This is a genomic window from Flavimarina sp. Hel_I_48 (assembly GCF_000733945.1).
In the GTDB taxonomy this organism is placed as follows: Bacteria; Bacteroidota; Bacteroidia; order Flavobacteriales; family Flavobacteriaceae; genus Leeuwenhoekiella.
This window is the reverse complement of the sequence record NZ_JPOL01000002.1, coordinates 1,852,367-1,869,655: the sequence shown is the minus strand read 5'-3', so window position 1 is coordinate 1,869,655 and position 17,289 is coordinate 1,852,367. Positions and strand designations below refer to the sequence as shown.

The window sequence follows — 17,289 nt, the reverse complement described above, 5'->3', positions numbered from 1 at the left end:
TCGTAACCTGTGAGGTTTTTGTCTTTTACTATATGGATTATAAATCTTTACTTTTTAAGATCAGCAGAACTTACAAATCAAATTTTATCCCTTGTGCCAATGGCAATTCCGTGGTATAATTGATGGTATTGGTCTGGCGGCGCATATAAATCTTCCAGGCATCAGAACCACTCTCGCGGCCGCCCCCGGTCTCTTTCTCGCCACCAAAAGCGCCACCAATTTCCGCTCCAGAAGTACCTATATTCACGTTCGCGATTCCGCAGTCACTGCCTTCCACACTTAAAAAATGTTCCGCTTCGCGCAAATTATTGGTCATAATTGCAGATGAAAGTCCTTGTTTTACGCCATTTTGTAAATCAAGGGCATTTTCTACATTTCCGCTGTACTTGAGGAGGTATAAAATAGGGGCAAAAGTCTCGTGTTGTACGATCTCATAGTCATTACTGGCTTCTACGATCGCAGGTTTTACGTAGCAACCACTCTCATAACCTTCGCCTTTGAGGACGCTACCTTCCACAATGATATTTCCACCTTCTTTTACCACTTCTTCAAGGGCTACCTGATAGTTTTTAACAGCCTCTTTATCAATCAATGGCCCTACATGATTCGTCTCGTCTAACGGGTCGCCTATTCGTAATTGTTTATAAGCTTCGACCAGGGCGTTTTTTACCTGATCGTAGCGCGATTCATGCACGATAAGCCTACGGGTAGAGGTACAGCGCTGCCCGGCAGTTCCTACCGCTCCAAATACAGCACCTATTACCGTCATTTTGAGATCAGCATCCGGGGTAACGATAATCGCGTTGTTACCGCCAAGTTCCAGTAAGGTCTTGCCCAGGCGTTCACCTACAACAGCAGCCACTTTTTTACCCATATTGATGGATCCTGTTGCAGAAATAAGCGCAATCTGAGAATCACCGGTCATCATTTCCCCCACATGATAATCCCCACTGATAAGGTTGGAAATTCCTTCCGGAAGATCATTTTTCTTGAAAATACGGGCCGCTATATGTTGGCACGCCACACCGGTCAAAGGTGTTTTTTCTGAAGGTTTCCACACGGTGACATCACCACAAACCCAGGCCAATGCCGTATTCCAGGCCCATACCGCCACCGGAAAATTAAATGCTGATATAATGCCCACTATTCCCAGCGGGTGATATTGCTCGTACATACGATGTCCAGGCCGTTCAGAATGCATGGTAAGACCGTGCAGTTGGCGCGATAGCCCCACTGCAAAGTCGCAGATATCTATCATTTCCTGTACTTCGCCTAGGCCTTCCTGATAGGATTTTCCCATTTCATAAGAAACCAGTTTGCCTAACGGTTCTTTGAGTCTGCGTAGTTCTTCATTGAATTGGCGTACAATTTCCCCACGTTGTGGTGCTGGCATTTTCCGCCAGGTCTTAAAAGCCTTTGTAGCGGTTTGCAAAACCGTATTGTACTCTTCTGAAGTCGTTGTCGTAACCTGGGCGATCGTTTTACCATCTACCGGCGAAATGGATTCAAAAACCTCACCCTTATCATATGTTTTTGAACCGGTAGATGTACCGGCATTTTTTTCTGAAATAGAAAGCGCCTTAAGTACCTCATTTAAATTGAAATTTGCAGTGGTAGAAGCCATAATTATAAGTATTCTTTTATTTTAAAACCTTAGTTGTGAAGGTACTGATTTGCTATGCTAAATGTCATTTTAAATGAAACTATTCCTGTGCGACAAATTTGGGATCTACCGGCATTACCGTACCGCAATTCTCACACGTGCGCAGTTCTTTACTGGCATAAAAATGCTTAAAATGTTTTAAGAAGTCGGTTTCTATGTTGTTTAGGGGAAAATAGACTTCGTAAAGTTTGTTGTTGCAATTATCGCAAAACCATAACAGTCCGTCTTTTCCTTTGAGATCGATACGTTTTCGCTCAACCACAAGACCAATGGAATTTTCTTTGCGTACCGGGGAATGCGGAATTTTAGCAGGATGCAAATACATATCCCCGGGCCCTAATGTCATGGTTTGTTTTTTACCTTCGTCCTGCACATGCACTTCAATTTCCCCTTCCAGCTGGTAAAAAAGCTCCTCGGTTTCATTGTAATGATAATCTTTTCTCGCGTTGGGGCCCGCCACGACCATCACAATATAATCCCCGGCATCCTGGTACAAATTCTTGTTGCCCACGGGCGGTTTCAGTGAACTTCTGTTTTCTTCTACCCACTTATTAAGGTTGAACGGTTTTTTTATGGCCATGGTTTCAGTTTCCATAAAAATAGTCATTTTGGTGGCTGCCAGAACTTAATTTATAAGCTTTAGCAAAGCATTAAGAATAGCTCATTTTATTGTCTTTTTAAGCTGATATTTACCCGTTTATTGCCAATAATGGAACATATTTGAAGATTAGTTTTGATCGATTTTCCTTACTTTAGAGACCTAACTCACGCCACATGAAACAATTTTTTTACGCTATTGCCATTGCCAGCTGTCTTTATAGCTGCAAAGAGAACCCTTCGGAAAATGGGGAAACAACCACGACCAATATGGAAACGGTGCAGGATTCCGTTCAGGATTTCGCGATTGTGATTCATGGCGGTGCCGGAACGATTTTAAAGGAAAATATGACCGATAGCCTGGAAGCTGCTTATGAAGCAAAACTTACCGAAGCCATTAAAACAGGTTATAAAATCCTTCAAAACGGTGGCACAAGTTTAGAAGCGGTACAGCGCACTATTAATGTGATGGAGAATTCGCCGTTGTTCAATTCCGCCAAAGGCGCCGTGTTTACCCATGATGGGAAAAATGAATTGGACGCTTCTATCATGGATGGTAAAACATTGAATGCGGGTGCAATTGCAGGGGTAACCACTATTAAAAACCCCATCAATCTGGCCTATGAAGTCATGACCAACTCAGAACACGTCCTGCTCAGCGGAAAAGGTGCCGAAGAATTTGCCAAAGAACAGGGTCTGGAAATCGTAGATCCTTCCTACTTTTTTACCCAAAAGCGCTATGACGGTCTGCAACGTACTTTAGAAGCCGAAAAAACAGCTGAAAAAGATACAAAAACAGCCTTTTACGATCCTTTTATTAAAGATGATAAATATGGGACCGTAGGATGTGTTGCCCTTGATAAAAATGGAAATCTTGCTGCGGGAACTTCCACAGGTGGCATGAACAATAAGCGTTATAATCGTATTGGCGATGCGCCCATTATTGGCGCGGGAACTTATGCGAACAATAAAACCTGTGGTGTATCTTCTACCGGTTGGGGTGAGTATTTTATGCGCGGACTGGTAGCTTACGATATTTCCGCAATGATGGAATATAGTGGAATATCCCTAAAAGAAGCTACAGACGCGGTAATTCAGAAAAAACTTACCGATATGGGCGGTACCGGCGGTGTGGTTTCGCTAGACCATAACGGCAATCTTTCCATGGAGTTCAATACGCCCGGTATGTACCGCGCGTATATGAATGAAAATGGGGACTTACAGGTAGGAATTTATAAAGAATTACAGGAGTAGCGAAGGGTTAAAAGTTGCAGGGTTAAAGCTTTTTTAAATCACCATCCTGTATAAGCTGGCGGTTTAATGCCTTTCAAATTAAGATAGACCGCTAATTGACCACGATGGTGGGTTACATGATCCTGTAGGAGATTAAGGATTTGGAGTTTGTTTTTTTCCCCGGCAAAAAAATCCACTTTTTCGTCCAGATTTTCTTCTTTTAAATCTTGAACACATTTGGACACTGCATTGAAGGAAAATTTCAAATTGGCAATAATGCGCTGTTTTTCATTCGTTATCATTGATAATTCGCTTTCTTCTTTGTTCAAATAAGTTGAAGAAAGCCATTCCATATTTTGCTGAATGTGGTTTAATTGCTCACTAAAAGTCATCTCAACCTGCGCAGGTCTAAAATCATAATATTCTTCTGGCATTGCTTCCGCAAAAGCGATCAAATATTTTTTGGAATTCTCTAATTTTTCCAAATATGCAGTTTTGTAAAGAGTAAAGGTTGACTGCTTTTCTTGTGCGGAAAGGTTGAAAACCATAATAAAAAAGAGAAAAGTGAGGATTTTCATAAAGGGCTGGAAATTTGTATTGGGAGAAAATCGTTTCCAAAGTCCCAGACTTCGGAAACGTTGATTTTTCTCCAATTCAGAAAACGTAGATATACGTTGATAGCAAACAATTTTCAATAAAGAACTTTTAAAAAGCAATTGAGTTCTTATCCCAATAACTTTACCACATCCTTGGCAAAATAACTGGCAATCAGGTTTGCACCGGCGCGTTTTATGGCGGTAACCTGTTCCATCATAACAGCATCGTGATCTAACCAGCCACGCTCTGAAGCTGCTTTGATCATTGCATATTCACCACTTACCTGATAAACGGCTACCGGTACATTGACCGTATTTTTGATATCGCGCACAATATCCAGGTAGCATAGACCCGGTTTTACCATAACAATATCAGCACCTTCTTCGATATCCATGAGTGTTTCTTTAATGGCCTCATCTCTATTGGCAGGATCCATCTGATACGTTTTTTTATCTTTCGGGATATCCTGGGCATCTACGGGTGCAGAATCCAGCGCATCACGAAACGGCCCATAAAATGCCGAAGCATATTTAGCCGAATAGCTCATAATGCCGGTATCTACAAAACCTTCATCTTCAAGCAGTGTGCGCATCTCAAAAATACGGCCGTCCATCATATCACTGGGAGCCACGATATCCGCACCGGCACGCGCGTGCGAAAGTGCCATTTCTGCCAGGATTGCGTTAGAATCATCGTTGATGACCTGACCATTTGCCACAATACCATCATGGCCAAATTGCGAATAGGGATCAAGCGCTACATCGGTCATTACGACCATATCGGGACATACTTCTTTAACGGTCTGTATGGCGTGCTGCATGAGTCCATCAGGATTGATGGCTTCAGTACCCGCATTATCCTTCAGCTTATCACTTACTTTCACAAAAAGCAATACCGACTTAAGTCCTAAGTCCCAGAGGCTTTTTACCTCCGTTTTAAGCGTATCGAGGCTATAACGGTAATAGCCGGGCATAGAATTGATTTCCTCTTTTTTGCCTTTTCCCTCCACCACAAATAGGGGAACGATAAAATCATCTGGCGTAATGCTTATCTCCCGCACAAGCGCGCGTAGAGCCGGGGTGGTGCGTAATCTTCTATTTCTGCGTAAGGGATACATGTTTTTCTTTATTTACGATTAAACACTATTTTTTAATGAAATCTGTTCATTTTTTCCATTGATGAAAAAACGAACCAAAAAAAATCTAGGCTTACAAACCTTTATCTAAATTTTATTGTTCAACACCTAAATTTTAGGAACTCACCCAAGGAAAAATCGGGTTCAGACAGCCTAAAGTTTTTGCGGTGTCTTCACCTCAAATTTCACGATAAATTTTTGATAGGCCGTTTCTAAATAAAATAACGATGAATATTGGTTAAATGCACTTATCAATTTCTTTTAAGATATTTTATTTTTCAGTTTACATTTTACAATAATCAATATACAATTCATTTTAGACCCAGTTTTTAGGGTTTTTGAGTACCTCAAGGAGCTTTTCCTCTTCACTGCCCAGGTCTGGGTTGTGGTCGTATTTCCATTGTACAATGGGAGGGAGGCTCATTAAAATACTTTCTATCCTTCCGTTTGTTTTTAAACCGAAGAGCGTCCCCTTATCGTGTACAAGGTTAAACTCTACATAACGTCCCCGGCGTATTTGTTGCCAGGTGCTTTCTTTTTCGCCGTAGGCAATATCTTTTCTTTTTTTCAGAATAGGTAAATAAGCATCCAGAAAGCTATTGCCCACTTCGGTCACAAAATTGTACCAGTCCTGCATTGTCCTTCCTTCCTGAGCTTTGCAATGGTCAAAAAACAGTCCGCCCACACCCCGGCCTTCCCCGCGGTGCTCGTTATAAAAATAAGCGTCGCACTTGGCTTTAAATTTCAGGTAAAAATTGGGATCATGGGCATCACACGCAGTTTTACAAACCTGGTGAAAGTGCTGCACATCTTCTTCAAAAAGATAGTAGGGGGTAAGGTCCTGCCCGCCACCAAACCAACTGTCAACCAGCGTACCATCTTTCTCGTACATTTCAAAATAACGCCAGTTCGCGTGCACCGTGGGCGCGTACGGATTTTTAGGATGAATGACCAGACTGAGTCCGCAGGCAAAAAAATCAACATCGCCTACACCAAAATACTGCTGCATCGCAGGTGCCAGCGCGCCGTGCACTTCAGAAATATTAACACCGCCTTTTTCAATCACAGCGCCATCTTCTATAACGCGGGTACGGCCACCGCCCCCTTCTTCGCGCTCCCAGGGGTCTTCGTGAAATTTGGCCTTGCCATCTACTTGCTCAAGTGCAGTGGTGATCTGGTCTTGTAAGTTATGTATGTAGTTGACAAATTCTTGTTTCATGTTTTTCATACCTAAAGGATGTCCTTTTTTCTCAGACTGACCTGCAAGGTATTCTCCGCTTTTTGGCGGAGTACCTTGTAGGTCTAAGCCCAAGCCTTCTTCATTGTCAAAAACTTTTTTCTCATGCATAAACCTAAAATTTTCTATACTTTCAAAAAGTTCAATTCCTTCTTTCGTTGCTAAAGGAAAGGGAGATTGTTTATTATTTCTTAAATAAAACCCATAAGAGGAAAAACGTTCACCAATCGTATTTTGCGGATTTTGATGAACATAAATGATAAGATTCCGTAAATAATTATTGCCACTGATTTCTTTTCGCTTAAAATGTTTTTCAAATAAACTACCGGTTCTATTTACACTCTTATTAAAAGCTTTGGCATACGCATTAAAAAATTTGAAAAAGATTGGATTACTCTATCTTCCTCTGAAGAAATTCGTATTACAAAATGATAATGATTTTGCATTAAACAATAAGCCAGAACGGACACTTTTTTAGAAAGATATTTATTGAATAATTTCAGAAAGTAGTCTTTGTTTTTGTCATTTTTGAAAATGGTACAGCCGTTGATGCCACGGTTATATATGTGGTAATAATGATCTTTTTGTAGTTGTTCCAGCTTCATACTTTTTTAATTATCCTACAAAGTGTTCCACATTTTTCGTGAGGTTGCTCTGAGGTATCAACATGGTTTTAGGTTCTTGTACATATGCTTGGTTAGACCTACAAGGATCGCTCGTTTCTCGCTCATACCTTGCAGGTCGTGTCTGTTTTTTTATCCTCTAACGCTTGAAGCGTTACAACACTCGCAGCGGTAATAGAAAGTGGCAGCACCAGGATAATCCCAATGATCGGTATCAAGAGGCAACCCATAAAAACAATCCCGTTACCTATGGCGAGACCACGGTTTTTCTTTACAAAATCAACACTATGCTGATAGCTAAAATGCCGTTCTAACGTGCAGTCCATATTACCAAAACCCGCATAATATGCCTGGACCAGAAATGCCAGTGGTGTAGTGATAAAGTTTACTACCGGAATTAATCCTAAAAGGAGCAGGGGAAGCGTAATCAGCAATTCCCAGACAAGGTTGCGCATGTTTATACCTATACCGCGCCACAATTGCCCCATATTTGAAGTGTCGCGATACATTTCATTTTTACCATAAAGGTGCATTTCTATTTTTTCGGAAACCGAACTCATAAAAGGAGCTGAAAATGCCATGACCACGTGTTTAAATAGGATCAAACCGAGCAATATCACCAGCAAACCGCCAAAAAACGTACTCACTGTGGCAAAAGTCTTCGCGCCCCATTCCCAGAACCACAACCGACTGATCAAAGCGCCAATGTCATCAGAAAATCCCCATGCCGAAAAGCCGATGATTACCGCTGTTAAAAGACTGATAACCATGGGGATCATATAATATTTCCACAGTCCCAGTTCGTTGATGAGCCTAAAGGAGCGGCGATACGCGTTTATGGCATGTAAACAACTTTTTATCATGAGAGATAAACCATTTCTTTATTCGCCTTTTCTATTTCAGCTAGTTGGTTGACTTTTTTTGCCCGCCCGGCTTCGTTCTTTAAAAAAGCAATGATCTCGCGGTTATCCTGAGAGACCAGTTCACTGCAATGCATCAAACCTATCTGGTTATTGTGCAGGTCCATAGCACGCTCCAGCGTTTTATTTGGTGCTAATTTTTCATGTTTTGCGGTTATTTTTTCGGTCCAGAGAAGCACTTTTTTAAAGTTTTGTTTTCGTTTGAGACAGTGTTTTGCGATGAGCACATTCCACAGCGCATGCCTAAAAGCATTTGCTGGTGTGTTCCCTTTGTGTGCATTACCATATTCCTGCTGCGCGATCTTCATTGTTTCCCGTGTCGCCTTTAATGTGGGGATTATAAAAAGCGGATGGGAGCACGCTATCCAAAACAGCCCGGGAAGCTGTTTAAAGTCGGCGGAGCGCAGCACGTTCATTAACATTAGTCCTGTTTGTATTCTTTTACCGCTTCAATGAAGGCCCCGGCATTTTCAAGTGGGATATTCGGTAAAATACCATGACCCAGGTTCACGATATATTTATCTTTTCCAAAAGCGTCAATCATTTCTTTGACCATACGTTTTATTTCCGCCGGGGGCGAAAAAAGACGCGTAGGGTCAAAATTTCCCTGAAGCGTAATATTTCCACCGGAAAGAATACGCGCATTTTGAGGACTGCATGTCCAGTCAACGCCCAGTGCAGATGCACCGCTTGTTGCCATTTCGCCCAGTGCAAACCAGCATCCTTTGCCAAAGGCAATCACCGGGGCTTCATCCTTGAGCGCATCTATGATCTGCTGAATATATTGCCAGCTGAATTCCTGATAATCAGTAGGGGAGAGCATGCCGCCCCAACTGTCAAAAACCTGTACCGCATCTACGCCGGCTTTTATTTTTTCCTTTAAATAAGCGATGGTCGTATCTGTTATTTTCTGTAAAAGTTGGTGTGCTACCTGTGGCTGGGTAAAACAAAACTCTTTGGCCTTATCAAAGTTTTTAGAACCCTGCCCCTGTACGCAATAGCAAAGGATCGTCCACGGCGAACCGGCAAAACCAATAAGCGGAATCTCATCATTGAGTTTTTCCTTGGTCATTTTAATGGCTTCCATCACATAGCCCAGGGTATCGTGAATATCTGGTACGATCACCCGGTCAAGATCTGCCTGTGAACGAATGGGCTGCGGAAGCCATGGCCCCACGCCAGGTTTCATTTCCACATGAATATTCATGGCCTGCGGGATCACCAGGATATCACAAAAAAGGATCGCCGCGTCCATACCGTAGCGCCGTATGGGCTGTACGGTAATCTCACTGGCAAGTTCGGGTTGCTGGCAGCGGGTGAAGAAATCATATTTTCTTTTAAGCTCCATAAACTCGGGCAAATACCTGCCGGCCTGACGCATCATCCATACGGGAGGGCGCTGTACGGTTTCGCCTTTTAACGCGCGCAAAAACAGGTCATTCTTGATATTTGGTTTCTTATTTATCACTTCTGCGAAGGCGGAAGTCTCTTTCTTGTTCTCCATGAAATATATTTTTATTTGTATCAAGACCTCAGGTTTTTAAAACCTCTGGATCCGTCGCATCAATTTATCTTCTTTTAGTAAGCTCGATCGCTTTTTCAATAACGCTTTCTACCGTGGTTACAACTGCAATTTCGACCTTTTCTGTATGTTTTTTTGCCTCAAAAGCGGTCGTTTTACCTATGCAAATGGCCGTTTTTTGACTTAAATCGTTATTTTTTACAAAACTCTGTATTCCGCTTGGGCTAAAAAATAAAACAGTATTAAAATCCTGATTAAATTTTTCTGGGTTCAAGACTGTTTTATAAGTAATGACTTCCTGTACAGGGATATTTGCGTTCTCAAGAATTATGGGCAATTCTTCCCGGCGCTTATCGCCACAAAAGAAATAAAAGCTTTTTTCTGAATGATATTTAGCAATAAACTGCCCTAAATCTGCCGCATTATGACCAATTTTTAAAGGTTTTAGGCCGTTTTTTGATAAGATTTTACCAGTTTTTGAACCTACACAAAAGCTGTTCTTGATTTTTCTCGCTTCCGCGGAATTTTTTACAACTGCCTGTACCGCGTTTTTACTGGTAAAAATGGCATTTTCTACATACTCTGGCATTTTAAAATCAACATTCTCTATCTTGATCGCATCATACTCCACAAGTTGTATTCCCGCTTTGCGGAATGTTTCTCTCTGAATGTGGGTTAATCTTTTAGTGGAAAGTATGCTGGGCATCGATTAAATAATAATGGCAATAAAATGGGTCTATTCCTTGACTTCTTTCCAGTTTTCACCGGTTTTGATGCGGTAAAGCTGCATTTCTGAAATACCAAACTGCTTGGCAATCATTTTCATTCGCGTCCTGCGGTTGGGATCGTTGATCTTACGCTTGATGAGTTTTACCTTGGTTTCGGTAAGCTTAGCGGTAGAGGGTTTTTTCTTGACGATATTCTTAAAATCAGGATTCGTGTGCTGGTGAATTTCCTTTTCACGCTTAGTGGCCCATTTTAGATTTTCCAGTCGGTTATTTTTCTTGTCATAATCCAGGTGAATCACATATACGCCATCGTTTTGCGGTAAAAAATGCTGCGCCACAAGTTTATGAATATAACGGCTCGTGCGGCCACCTGTTTCCAACTGTAACGGGATGGTCTGATACCCGTTGATAAAATACTTTTTAGAAAGAAAGTCCTCTTCTTTCTTGCAATTGATCAGCCTGCCGTAGTTAGATATTTTGAACTTTTCATTCTCAGCGATCTTTGCATCAAACTCCACCTCTTTCCATTCTTCATTTTTAAGATCGGGGATTATTTTCATCGGTTCGTAGTTGATATCTAACGTTAGACCTCCGTATTGAGCGCAGCTTTTATTTTGGCCATAAGTTCTTTCCCGCCATTCTCGAGAACTTCGGTAGCACAAAAACGGCCAAAATTTCGATTTTTAGTAAGATCAATGGTTTTGTTTACACCTATTTTCTGACTTCCGTCCAGGCTAAAAAGTGCTGCTTCAAAATGTAGCTTTTTGTCCATCACACGGGCAAGCGCTCCTATGGGTGCCGTGCAACCGCCTTCTAATTCGTTTAAAAAATCACGTTCTACGGTAGTTTCCACTTCAGCGGCAAGGTCGTTCAACTTCGCACACGCCTCGCGGCAATAGGTATCGTTTTCCATCGCAGCGATAACCATCGCGCCCTGCGCCGGGGCAGGGATCATCCAGTCAAGTTCGATATGGTTTTCTGGGATCAGGTTAATGCGTTCCAATCCCGCTTTTGCAAAAATAGCACCCGTCCAGTCGCTGTCTTTTAATTTCTGAAGACGCGTATTCACATTGCCTCGTAAATCTGTAAAATCATGATTGGGGTACCGGTGCAGCCACTGTGCTTTTCGTCGTAAACTTCCCGTTGCGAGGGTATTTTCAGCTGATTCCAACTGATTTTCAATATTTTCTACCGGGTTGTAAACTAAAATATCTTCTACGACAGCTCTTTTGAGCACGGCACCCTGTACAATACCGAAAGGAAGTTTTGTCGGCACATCTTTCATGGAATGTACCGCGATATCAACGGCGCCGTTGATCATGGCAACATCAAGGGTTTTTGTAAAAATACCTGTGATTCCCATTTCATAAAGGGCTTGTCAAGGATAAGGTCACCGGTGGATTTTACAGAAATCAGTTCCGTTTTATAATCCAGTGCTTCCAGTTTGTCCTGTACATAGTGCGCCTGCCATAGGGCAAGTTCGCTATCGCGCGTGCCAATGCGTATTGTTTTTTCCAAAATTTAGTGGTTTTGAAGTTTAAAGACCTTTTGAATAAGTTCAATGCTTTCATTTTGCGGAACTTTTTCGTCTTTAAGGTGCTTTGCAAACTGGGTAGCGATTTTTTGAATAAGGCGGTTGCTGATGATTTCAGCCTGTTCTTCATTAAAACCGACTATCTTTTTCCGCTGAAAATCAATCTCACCATCTTTAATCTCCAGCAATCTTGATTTTAATGCGCGAATCGTGGGGGCAAATTGCCTGGATCCCAGCCATTCATAAAAATCAGTCTGTATCTCTTTGTTGATCGCTTCCGCCTGCGGTACATGCTGTTTTCTTCTGTTCAAGGTATCGTCTGTGATTTTTGAAAGTTGGTCAAGGTGAACCAGGGTCACATGTTCAATTTCCTCCACATTAGAATCCACATTTTTTGGGATAGAAAGATCAAGGATGAGCAGCGGTTTTTTAAGGTGAAGTAAATCTTTTGAAATCGTGGGTTTCTGAGCGCCGGTAGCGACGATCAATACATCTGCGCTGGCAATTTCAGATTGTATATCTGCATAATCTTTAACCAAAAGATTAAACCGACCCGCGATTTTTTCCGCCTTATCTTTTGTTCGGTTTATAAGGGTAATATGGTCGTTTTTAGTATGTTTTACGAGGTTTTCGCAGGTATTTCGACCTATTTTTCCGGTACCAAAAAGAACGATATTTTTTTCGGAAATGTAAGGAACGCGGGCCATAATATATTGCACCGAAGCAAAACTTACGGAAGTTGCACCGTTTGAAATATTGGTTTCGTTCTTGATGCGCTTGCTGGACTGGATCACGCAGTTGATGAGCCGCTCCATAAATGGGTTCACAAGCCCCAGTTTTTTAGAGCGTTTAAAACCCGATTTTAACTGGCCTATAATCTCAAAATCACCCAGAATCTGACTGTCAAGACCGGTGCCCACCTTAAAAAGATGATCAACGGCAGCTTCGTTCTCGTACGTATACGATACATTTTGAAATTCGGCAACCGTGCCCTGTGTATGTTCGCAGAGGAGTTTGATAAGATCAAGGGCTTCATCGGCAAAGCCATATAATTCCGTACGGTTACAGGTAGAAATGATCGTAAGACCATCAATACCATCTTCCTGAGCGCGCTGCAGGATGAGGTCCTGCGTTTTCATATCCACACTAAAGTGGCCACGCACCTCGGCGTCTGCTTTGAGATAGCTGAGGCCTATGGCGAAAAAATTTCCAGAATACGCGGGGTAAAAAGATCGTTTGCTGTACATACTTAGATTCAACGCTGCAAAAGTATTAGACAAGTATTTTAAAAAACAACGCTAGCGGTATCATTTATATCGGTAGACGATTTTGAAGGCTATTTTTTATCAGAAAAGCTGTAAATAGCCTAATTTAGTGGTCTATTCGAATTATTTCTTTCGTTTAATTTAGAATCTTTCTAAACAGTTTATTGCAAATACTATGGAAAATACAATTGAAAATAACGCCATAAGCCTTTACAACGAGGTGATGATAGAGCCAGGTTTTATTGTTCTGAAATTCAATAATGAAACCGATGAGGTTCAGCAGGTATTGCGGGAAGTGGACAGTAGTTTTATCCAATTTCATTTTTGTGCAAAGGGAAATGCCGAGTTCAATTTTAATTCCGGCGCTTACCTATTGCCTTTAAAGGAAGAAAACTCTTTGCTATTGTACAATCCACAGCGTGATTTGCCCATGAACATGGCGCTGGAAACAGGAAGCTGGGTTATTTCCATATTGATTTCCATAAAGAAATTCCATTCCCTTTTTTCAACGGAAGCTGATTATATCACTTTTTTGAGTGACGAGAACAAAGACCGAAAATATTACAAAGATGGAAGCGTACCGCCATCTATGGCCGTAGTGCTCAACCAACTTGTAAATTACAACTTACACTCCAGTATAAAACCCCTGTATTTTAAAGCGAAAGCCTATGAACTGCTCAGTTTATATTTTAACCGGCCAGAAGATGTTGATATTGAACAATGCCCTTTTCTTGTAGATGAAGATAATGTCGCCAAGATCAAAAAAGCCAAGGAAATCATTCTCGCCCGTATGTCAGAACCGCCCACGCTGCAAGAGCTGGCAGAAGAGATAGGTCTGAGCCTCAATAAACTCAAAGAAGGTTTCAAACAGATTTATGGCGAACCGGTGTACAGTTTTCTCTTTGATTACAAAATGGAAGTTGCCCGCCAGCTTCTCGCTACGGGAACGCACAACGTAAATGAAGTGGGTTTAAAAGTAGGGTATAGCACCGCCAGCCATTTTATCGCTGCCTTTAAAAAACAATTTGGTACCACACCGAAGAAGTACGTGCAGGGGATGGGCTAAAGGTTTTATTAAAAAACTAAAGTTCCCACTGCGCCTGCTTCTAATTCTATTTCCAAAGTTTCCCCTTTTGCAACGATATTGATTTTTTTTCCGTTTGAAGTTTTGTTTTGTAGAATAAGAACCAGGCGATCATCTGGAGTGTTAAAGGCAACATTCGGAATTCCTTCAACTTCATTTGAAGCGATGCGCAAGGAACCAGGCGGTACAAAACGTGAAGCTTGGCCTATAATATAATATGCAGGTTCGCGGGTCACGTTGTCGCCGGTTATGGTAACTGCGCCCAGGCAGCGATCACAACCACCGCGGTTTGTGTGCGGTTTTTGGTTTTCATCTGCGGCAAGATTCCATTCCAGCACTGTTTTGCACCAGTTGCGGGTGGCGCCAATGATGAGGTTTTCTGTGTGCCAGGACATTTCCTTGGCAAAGTCGCCCGGTGCGCCCACCCATTGTTCGGTGAAATAAAGATTTTTATTGGGGTAGGCGTCATGCACTTTTTTTAAAGCATCAATATCGCCGCCATAAAGATGAAAGGCGGATCCATCCACATAGTTGAAGGCGGCGCTATTGGCCAGGATCGCCATGGGATAATCTGGGCGATCTGCATTATGATCGTAAACTATGATCTTGGTTTTGATATTGTTTTTCTGAAAAATGGGGCCTAGGGCATTTTTTACAAAATCGCGTTGCGCATCAGCTTCCATCAATAAACTAGGGTTGTTGCCGGGATGTAAAGGCTCATTTTGTACAGTCACCGCATCTATGGTAATTCCATTTTCAGCCATTGCCTGGATATATTTTACAAAATACCGGGCGTAAACGTTATAATATTTTTCTTGTAAACTACCACCGCGAGTATCACCGTTATCTTTCATCCAGACCGGTGGTGACCATGGCGAACTTAAAATTTTTATATCTGGCGAAATCTTCAAAATCTCTTTTAAAACGGGAATAAGGTGCAATGTATCCTGGCTTAAACTGAAATATTCCAGCGTTTTATCGGTTTCCCCTGTGGGCAAATCGTCATAAGAGAAAGGCTCTGCATCCAGATCTGAAGCACCCAGGCTAAGGCGTAAATAGCTAACGCCCAACTGGTCTTTCTCACGGCCAAAAAGTTCATGGAGCAACGCACCGCGTGCAGAATCGCTCATGTTGTGAATATGCAGCGCGCTTCCGCCGGTCAACGTATAGCCGAAGCCATCCATTTCTTGATAGGTTTCAGCCGGATTTAAGGTGATTTTTAATCCATTTGAGTCGGTTTTTAACTCATTTACGGGGATTTCTATCTCTTTCATCAAGGCAGATTTATCCAGCGTTGTTAGATAAAAGTGCGCCGTTTCCTTCGATTTTTCCTCTTCTGCGCAAGCAGAAAAAAGTAAGATTAAAAAAGCTATGATCGGGAATAAATACTGCTTCATTGTTATTTTTTGGATTCAAATTGAAAGGATTCGATATTAAAACCGCCCTGATTTACGTTGAATTTAAGCTGATTTTCGCCCTTTTTGAGCGAAATATTACCAAAATCGACTGTTTTCCAGTCGCCGGAAGTATTGGGGATTTCAATACTTTTTTCATTCATTTGATTTATGGATATCATGGCATTTCCGCCTTTTTCTTTAGCCGAAATATTCATTTTCAATAAATAATCCCCTTCGTTTTCAGTTTGAAAAGTATAGATCATCCATTCACCCTTTTCCAGATCGCCCACATAAACCGAATCGGATTTATTTTCCATTTTAAAAATATCCACACCGTCATTTCGATACGTATGGCCCAGGTTTCCGGTAGTCCGCTCGCCGCCGGTGGAGATGTAATAATTACCAAAACCATTGTCATTATAGGCAATTCCATTTTTGCCCATATCATAATCTGCCGCTAGGATCGTACCTCTATTTTGAATGTTGACCATTTTATAGGGAAGGGTTTTATCGGAATTTGACTGGCGCATCATCGCGTCGATCACGTTTTTCTGAACTATATTATTTGTGATTTTTGTGTTTTCGGCAAGTTGTATAAAGGCTTTTTCCGCTTCGCCAGCGGAAGGTTTTTCGGCATCGCCGCGCCAATATTCAAGGATTTTTTGATATCCGGGATTGATTTTAATTTCCAGCGGATTGTTACTACCAAGTTTTTTGAGCGGCCACCAGCACCAGCCGATATTGTTTTTTTCCATTAAAGCGATAGCATCGGTAAACCAGGTATTGGAGTTTTCGCCAGATTCGCCCAGCCAGATCGGTATTTGGTATTTCTCGCGATAGTCCAGAAACTGCTGAATAGAACCTTGATCGTTATTGTTCCAGTATTTATGAAAACTCAGTACCATATTATCGCCCCATGGCGGCAGTACTCCGTTGTAATTATTGCCCCAGCCGTTGCCTTCAATGATGATGATGTGGTTTTGATCAACTTTGCGAATGGCGTTGGTGATATTGACCATTAATTGTCGCAAAAGGACGTTTTTAGTGTCCTGCGTACCGTTTTCGTTTTTATCGACTTCAAAGCTCCAGTTGGGTTCGTTGATGATATCATACGCGCCAATAACTGGTTCATCTTTATATTTTTCGGCCAATTTCACCCATAAATCGGTCAATTTTTGCTGATTTTCGTGACTTTCCCAGAGGGAAGGTTTTGTGGGGTCGCGGTCAGAAATATTCACATCATGCCCTTGTCCGCCCGGTGCGGCGTGCATATCCAGGATGAGGTGCATATTGTTTGCGCGGCACCAGTTTACAAGTGAATCTGTGAGTGCAAAACCAGTTTCGAGCCACGTATTTTTTCCTTTTATAGGTTCATCATAAACAGGAAGCGTGTACAAATTGTAGTGCATCGGTAAACGCACGGAATTAAAACCCCAGCGTTTAAGGGAATCAATATCTGCTTTCTGAATGAAATTTTCCCGCCATGCGGAATAAAAAGCTTTAGTTTTCTCAGCGCCGATCAGCTCCTCCACGTGCTCTTTAAAAACGTATTGCTGTCCAGAAAATGGCACTTTCAGCATATAACCTTCCTGAAGCATATAACCGCCCAGCCCGATTCCGCGGAGCAGTACATTCTCATTGTTGGCATTTACAATGCGCGTTCCATCGGTTTTTAAAAAATCCTGTGCAAAAGTAAGTGTCGTGAACAATAATAAAGCAGGAAGTAAATAATTGAATTTCATAGAGAAAATTTA

16 protein-coding genes and 1 pseudogene are annotated in these 17,289 nt (G+C 41.8%); 2 read left to right on the top strand and 15 right to left on the bottom strand.

The features are described 5' to 3' along the window. Positions 1 to 70: 70 nt before the first annotated feature. Complete coding sequence (locus tag P162_RS08265; protein WP_031426832.1) at positions 71 to 1,624, bottom strand: aldehyde dehydrogenase family protein; 1,554 nt, start codon at positions 1,622 to 1,624, stop codon at positions 71 to 73. Between the two features lie 79 nt (positions 1,625 to 1,703). Then, positions 1,704 to 2,243 carry a 3-hydroxyanthranilate 3,4-dioxygenase gene (locus P162_RS08260; protein ID WP_031426831.1) on the bottom strand — a complete coding sequence of 180 codons (540 nt, stop codon included), beginning with the start codon at positions 2,241 to 2,243 and terminating at the stop codon, positions 1,704 to 1,706. A 194-nt stretch (positions 2,244 to 2,437) separates the two neighbouring features. Here P162_RS08260 and P162_RS08255 point away from each other — a divergent pair, with 194 nt between their 5' ends. Further along, positions 2,438 to 3,514, top strand: coding sequence for an isoaspartyl peptidase/L-asparaginase family protein (locus tag P162_RS08255; protein WP_031426830.1), 1,077 nt, complete (start codon positions 2,438 to 2,440; stop codon positions 3,512 to 3,514). A gap of 38 nt (positions 3,515 to 3,552) precedes the next feature. On the opposite strand, the gene P162_RS08250 is transcribed toward P162_RS08255, so the two are convergent. From P162_RS08250 to hemA, 11 genes and pseudogenes are all read right to left on the bottom strand, one after another. Next, positions 3,553 to 3,978, bottom strand: coding sequence for a DinB family protein (locus tag P162_RS08250; RefSeq protein ID WP_241077748.1), 426 nt, complete (start codon positions 3,976 to 3,978; stop codon positions 3,553 to 3,555). A gap of 239 nt (positions 3,979 to 4,217) precedes the next feature. Next, positions 4,218 to 5,207, bottom strand: a complete 990-nt coding sequence (gene hemB, locus P162_RS08245; RefSeq protein ID WP_031426828.1) for a porphobilinogen synthase — start codon at positions 5,205 to 5,207, stop codon at positions 4,218 to 4,220. A 334-nt stretch (positions 5,208 to 5,541) separates the two neighbouring features. Then, complete coding sequence (hemF, locus tag P162_RS08240) at positions 5,542 to 6,444, bottom strand: oxygen-dependent coproporphyrinogen oxidase (protein ID WP_031428762.1); 903 nt, start codon at positions 6,442 to 6,444, stop codon at positions 5,542 to 5,544. A 353-nt stretch (positions 6,445 to 6,797) separates the two neighbouring features. Further along, complete coding sequence (locus P162_RS18050) at positions 6,798 to 7,067, bottom strand: transposase (protein ID WP_051907828.1); 270 nt, start codon at positions 7,065 to 7,067, stop codon at positions 6,798 to 6,800. Between the two features lie 122 nt (positions 7,068 to 7,189). Beyond that, positions 7,190 to 7,948 (bottom strand): EI24 domain-containing protein, encoded by a 759-nt coding sequence (locus P162_RS08230; protein WP_031426827.1) that lies wholly within the window; start codon positions 7,946 to 7,948, stop codon positions 7,190 to 7,192. Then, complete coding sequence (locus tag P162_RS08225; RefSeq protein WP_031426826.1) at positions 7,945 to 8,427, bottom strand: DUF6973 domain-containing protein; 483 nt, start codon at positions 8,425 to 8,427, stop codon at positions 7,945 to 7,947. The genes P162_RS08230 and P162_RS08225 overlap by 4 nt, the downstream gene beginning before the upstream one ends. After that, positions 8,427 to 9,509, bottom strand: a complete 1,083-nt coding sequence (gene hemE, locus P162_RS08220) for a uroporphyrinogen decarboxylase (protein ID WP_051907827.1) — start codon at positions 9,507 to 9,509, stop codon at positions 8,427 to 8,429. Before hemE ends, P162_RS08225 begins: the two co-directional genes overlap by 1 nt. A gap of 64 nt (positions 9,510 to 9,573) precedes the next feature. Continuing rightward, positions 9,574 to 10,233, bottom strand: a complete 660-nt coding sequence (locus tag P162_RS08215; protein WP_031426824.1) for a uroporphyrinogen-III synthase — start codon at positions 10,231 to 10,233, stop codon at positions 9,574 to 9,576. Between the two features lie 30 nt (positions 10,234 to 10,263). Then, positions 10,264 to 10,809 (bottom strand): HNH endonuclease, encoded by a 546-nt coding sequence (locus P162_RS08210; RefSeq protein ID WP_031426823.1) that lies wholly within the window; start codon positions 10,807 to 10,809, stop codon positions 10,264 to 10,266. Between the two features lie 29 nt (positions 10,810 to 10,838). Further along, positions 10,839 to 11,773: pseudogene (hemC, locus tag P162_RS08205) on the bottom strand (hydroxymethylbilane synthase). A 3-nt stretch (positions 11,774 to 11,776) separates the two neighbouring features. Next, positions 11,777 to 13,036, bottom strand: coding sequence for a glutamyl-tRNA reductase (gene hemA, locus P162_RS08200; RefSeq protein WP_031426822.1), 1,260 nt, complete (start codon positions 13,034 to 13,036; stop codon positions 11,777 to 11,779). A 193-nt stretch (positions 13,037 to 13,229) separates the two neighbouring features. On the opposite strand from hemA, the gene P162_RS08195 reads away from it, so the two are divergent. Continuing rightward, on the top strand, positions 13,230 to 14,120 hold the full coding sequence (locus P162_RS08195) for a helix-turn-helix transcriptional regulator (protein WP_031426821.1): 891 nt from the start codon (positions 13,230 to 13,232) through the stop codon (positions 14,118 to 14,120). Between the two features lie 8 nt (positions 14,121 to 14,128). On the opposite strand, the gene P162_RS08190 is transcribed toward P162_RS08195, so the two are convergent. Both P162_RS08190 and P162_RS08185 read right to left on the bottom strand, forming a co-directional pair. Beyond that, positions 14,129 to 15,535, bottom strand: coding sequence for a glycoside hydrolase family 30 protein (locus P162_RS08190; RefSeq protein ID WP_051907826.1), 1,407 nt, complete (start codon positions 15,533 to 15,535; stop codon positions 14,129 to 14,131). A 2-nt stretch (positions 15,536 to 15,537) separates the two neighbouring features. Beyond that, the gene (locus P162_RS08185; protein WP_031426819.1) at positions 15,538 to 17,277 is read right to left on the bottom strand and encodes a cellulase family glycosylhydrolase; all 1,740 of its coding nucleotides are present in this window, start codon (positions 17,275 to 17,277) and stop codon (positions 15,538 to 15,540) included. Positions 17,278 to 17,289 lie beyond the last annotated feature (12 nt).

Coding starts and splice junctions, on each gene's coding strand:
- hemE (WP_051907827.1), bottom strand. CDS start 9,509: ATGGAGAACAAGAAAGAGACTTCCGCCTTCGCAGAAGTGATAAATAAG.
- hemB (WP_031426828.1), bottom strand. CDS start 5,207: ATGTATCCCTTACGCAGAAATAGAAGATTACGCACCACCCCGGCTCTA.
- P162_RS08195 (WP_031426821.1), top strand. CDS start 13,230: ATGGAAAATACAATTGAAAATAACGCCATAAGCCTTTACAACGAGGTG.
- P162_RS08260 (WP_031426831.1), bottom strand. CDS start 2,243: ATGGCCATAAAAAAACCGTTCAACCTTAATAAGTGGGTAGAAGAAAAC.
- P162_RS08190 (WP_051907826.1), bottom strand. CDS start 15,535: ATGAAGCAGTATTTATTCCCGATCATAGCTTTTTTAATCTTACTTTTT.
- hemA (WP_031426822.1), bottom strand. CDS start 13,036: ATGTACAGCAAACGATCTTTTTACCCCGCGTATTCTGGAAATTTTTTC.
- hemF (WP_031428762.1), bottom strand. CDS start 6,444: ATGAAACAAGAATTTGTCAACTACATACATAACTTACAAGACCAGATC.
- P162_RS08185 (WP_031426819.1), bottom strand. CDS start 17,277: ATGAAATTCAATTATTTACTTCCTGCTTTATTATTGTTCACGACACTT.
- P162_RS08255 (WP_031426830.1), top strand. CDS start 2,438: ATGAAACAATTTTTTTACGCTATTGCCATTGCCAGCTGTCTTTATAGC.
- P162_RS18050 (WP_051907828.1), bottom strand. CDS start 7,067: ATGAAGCTGGAACAACTACAAAAAGATCATTATTACCACATATATAAC.
- P162_RS08225 (WP_031426826.1), bottom strand. CDS start 8,427: ATGTTAATGAACGTGCTGCGCTCCGCCGACTTTAAACAGCTTCCCGGG.
- P162_RS08230 (WP_031426827.1), bottom strand. CDS start 7,948: ATGATAAAAAGTTGTTTACATGCCATAAACGCGTATCGCCGCTCCTTT.
- P162_RS08265 (WP_031426832.1), bottom strand. CDS start 1,624: ATGGCTTCTACCACTGCAAATTTCAATTTAAATGAGGTACTTAAGGCG.
- P162_RS08215 (WP_031426824.1), bottom strand. CDS start 10,233: ATGCCCAGCATACTTTCCACTAAAAGATTAACCCACATTCAGAGAGAA.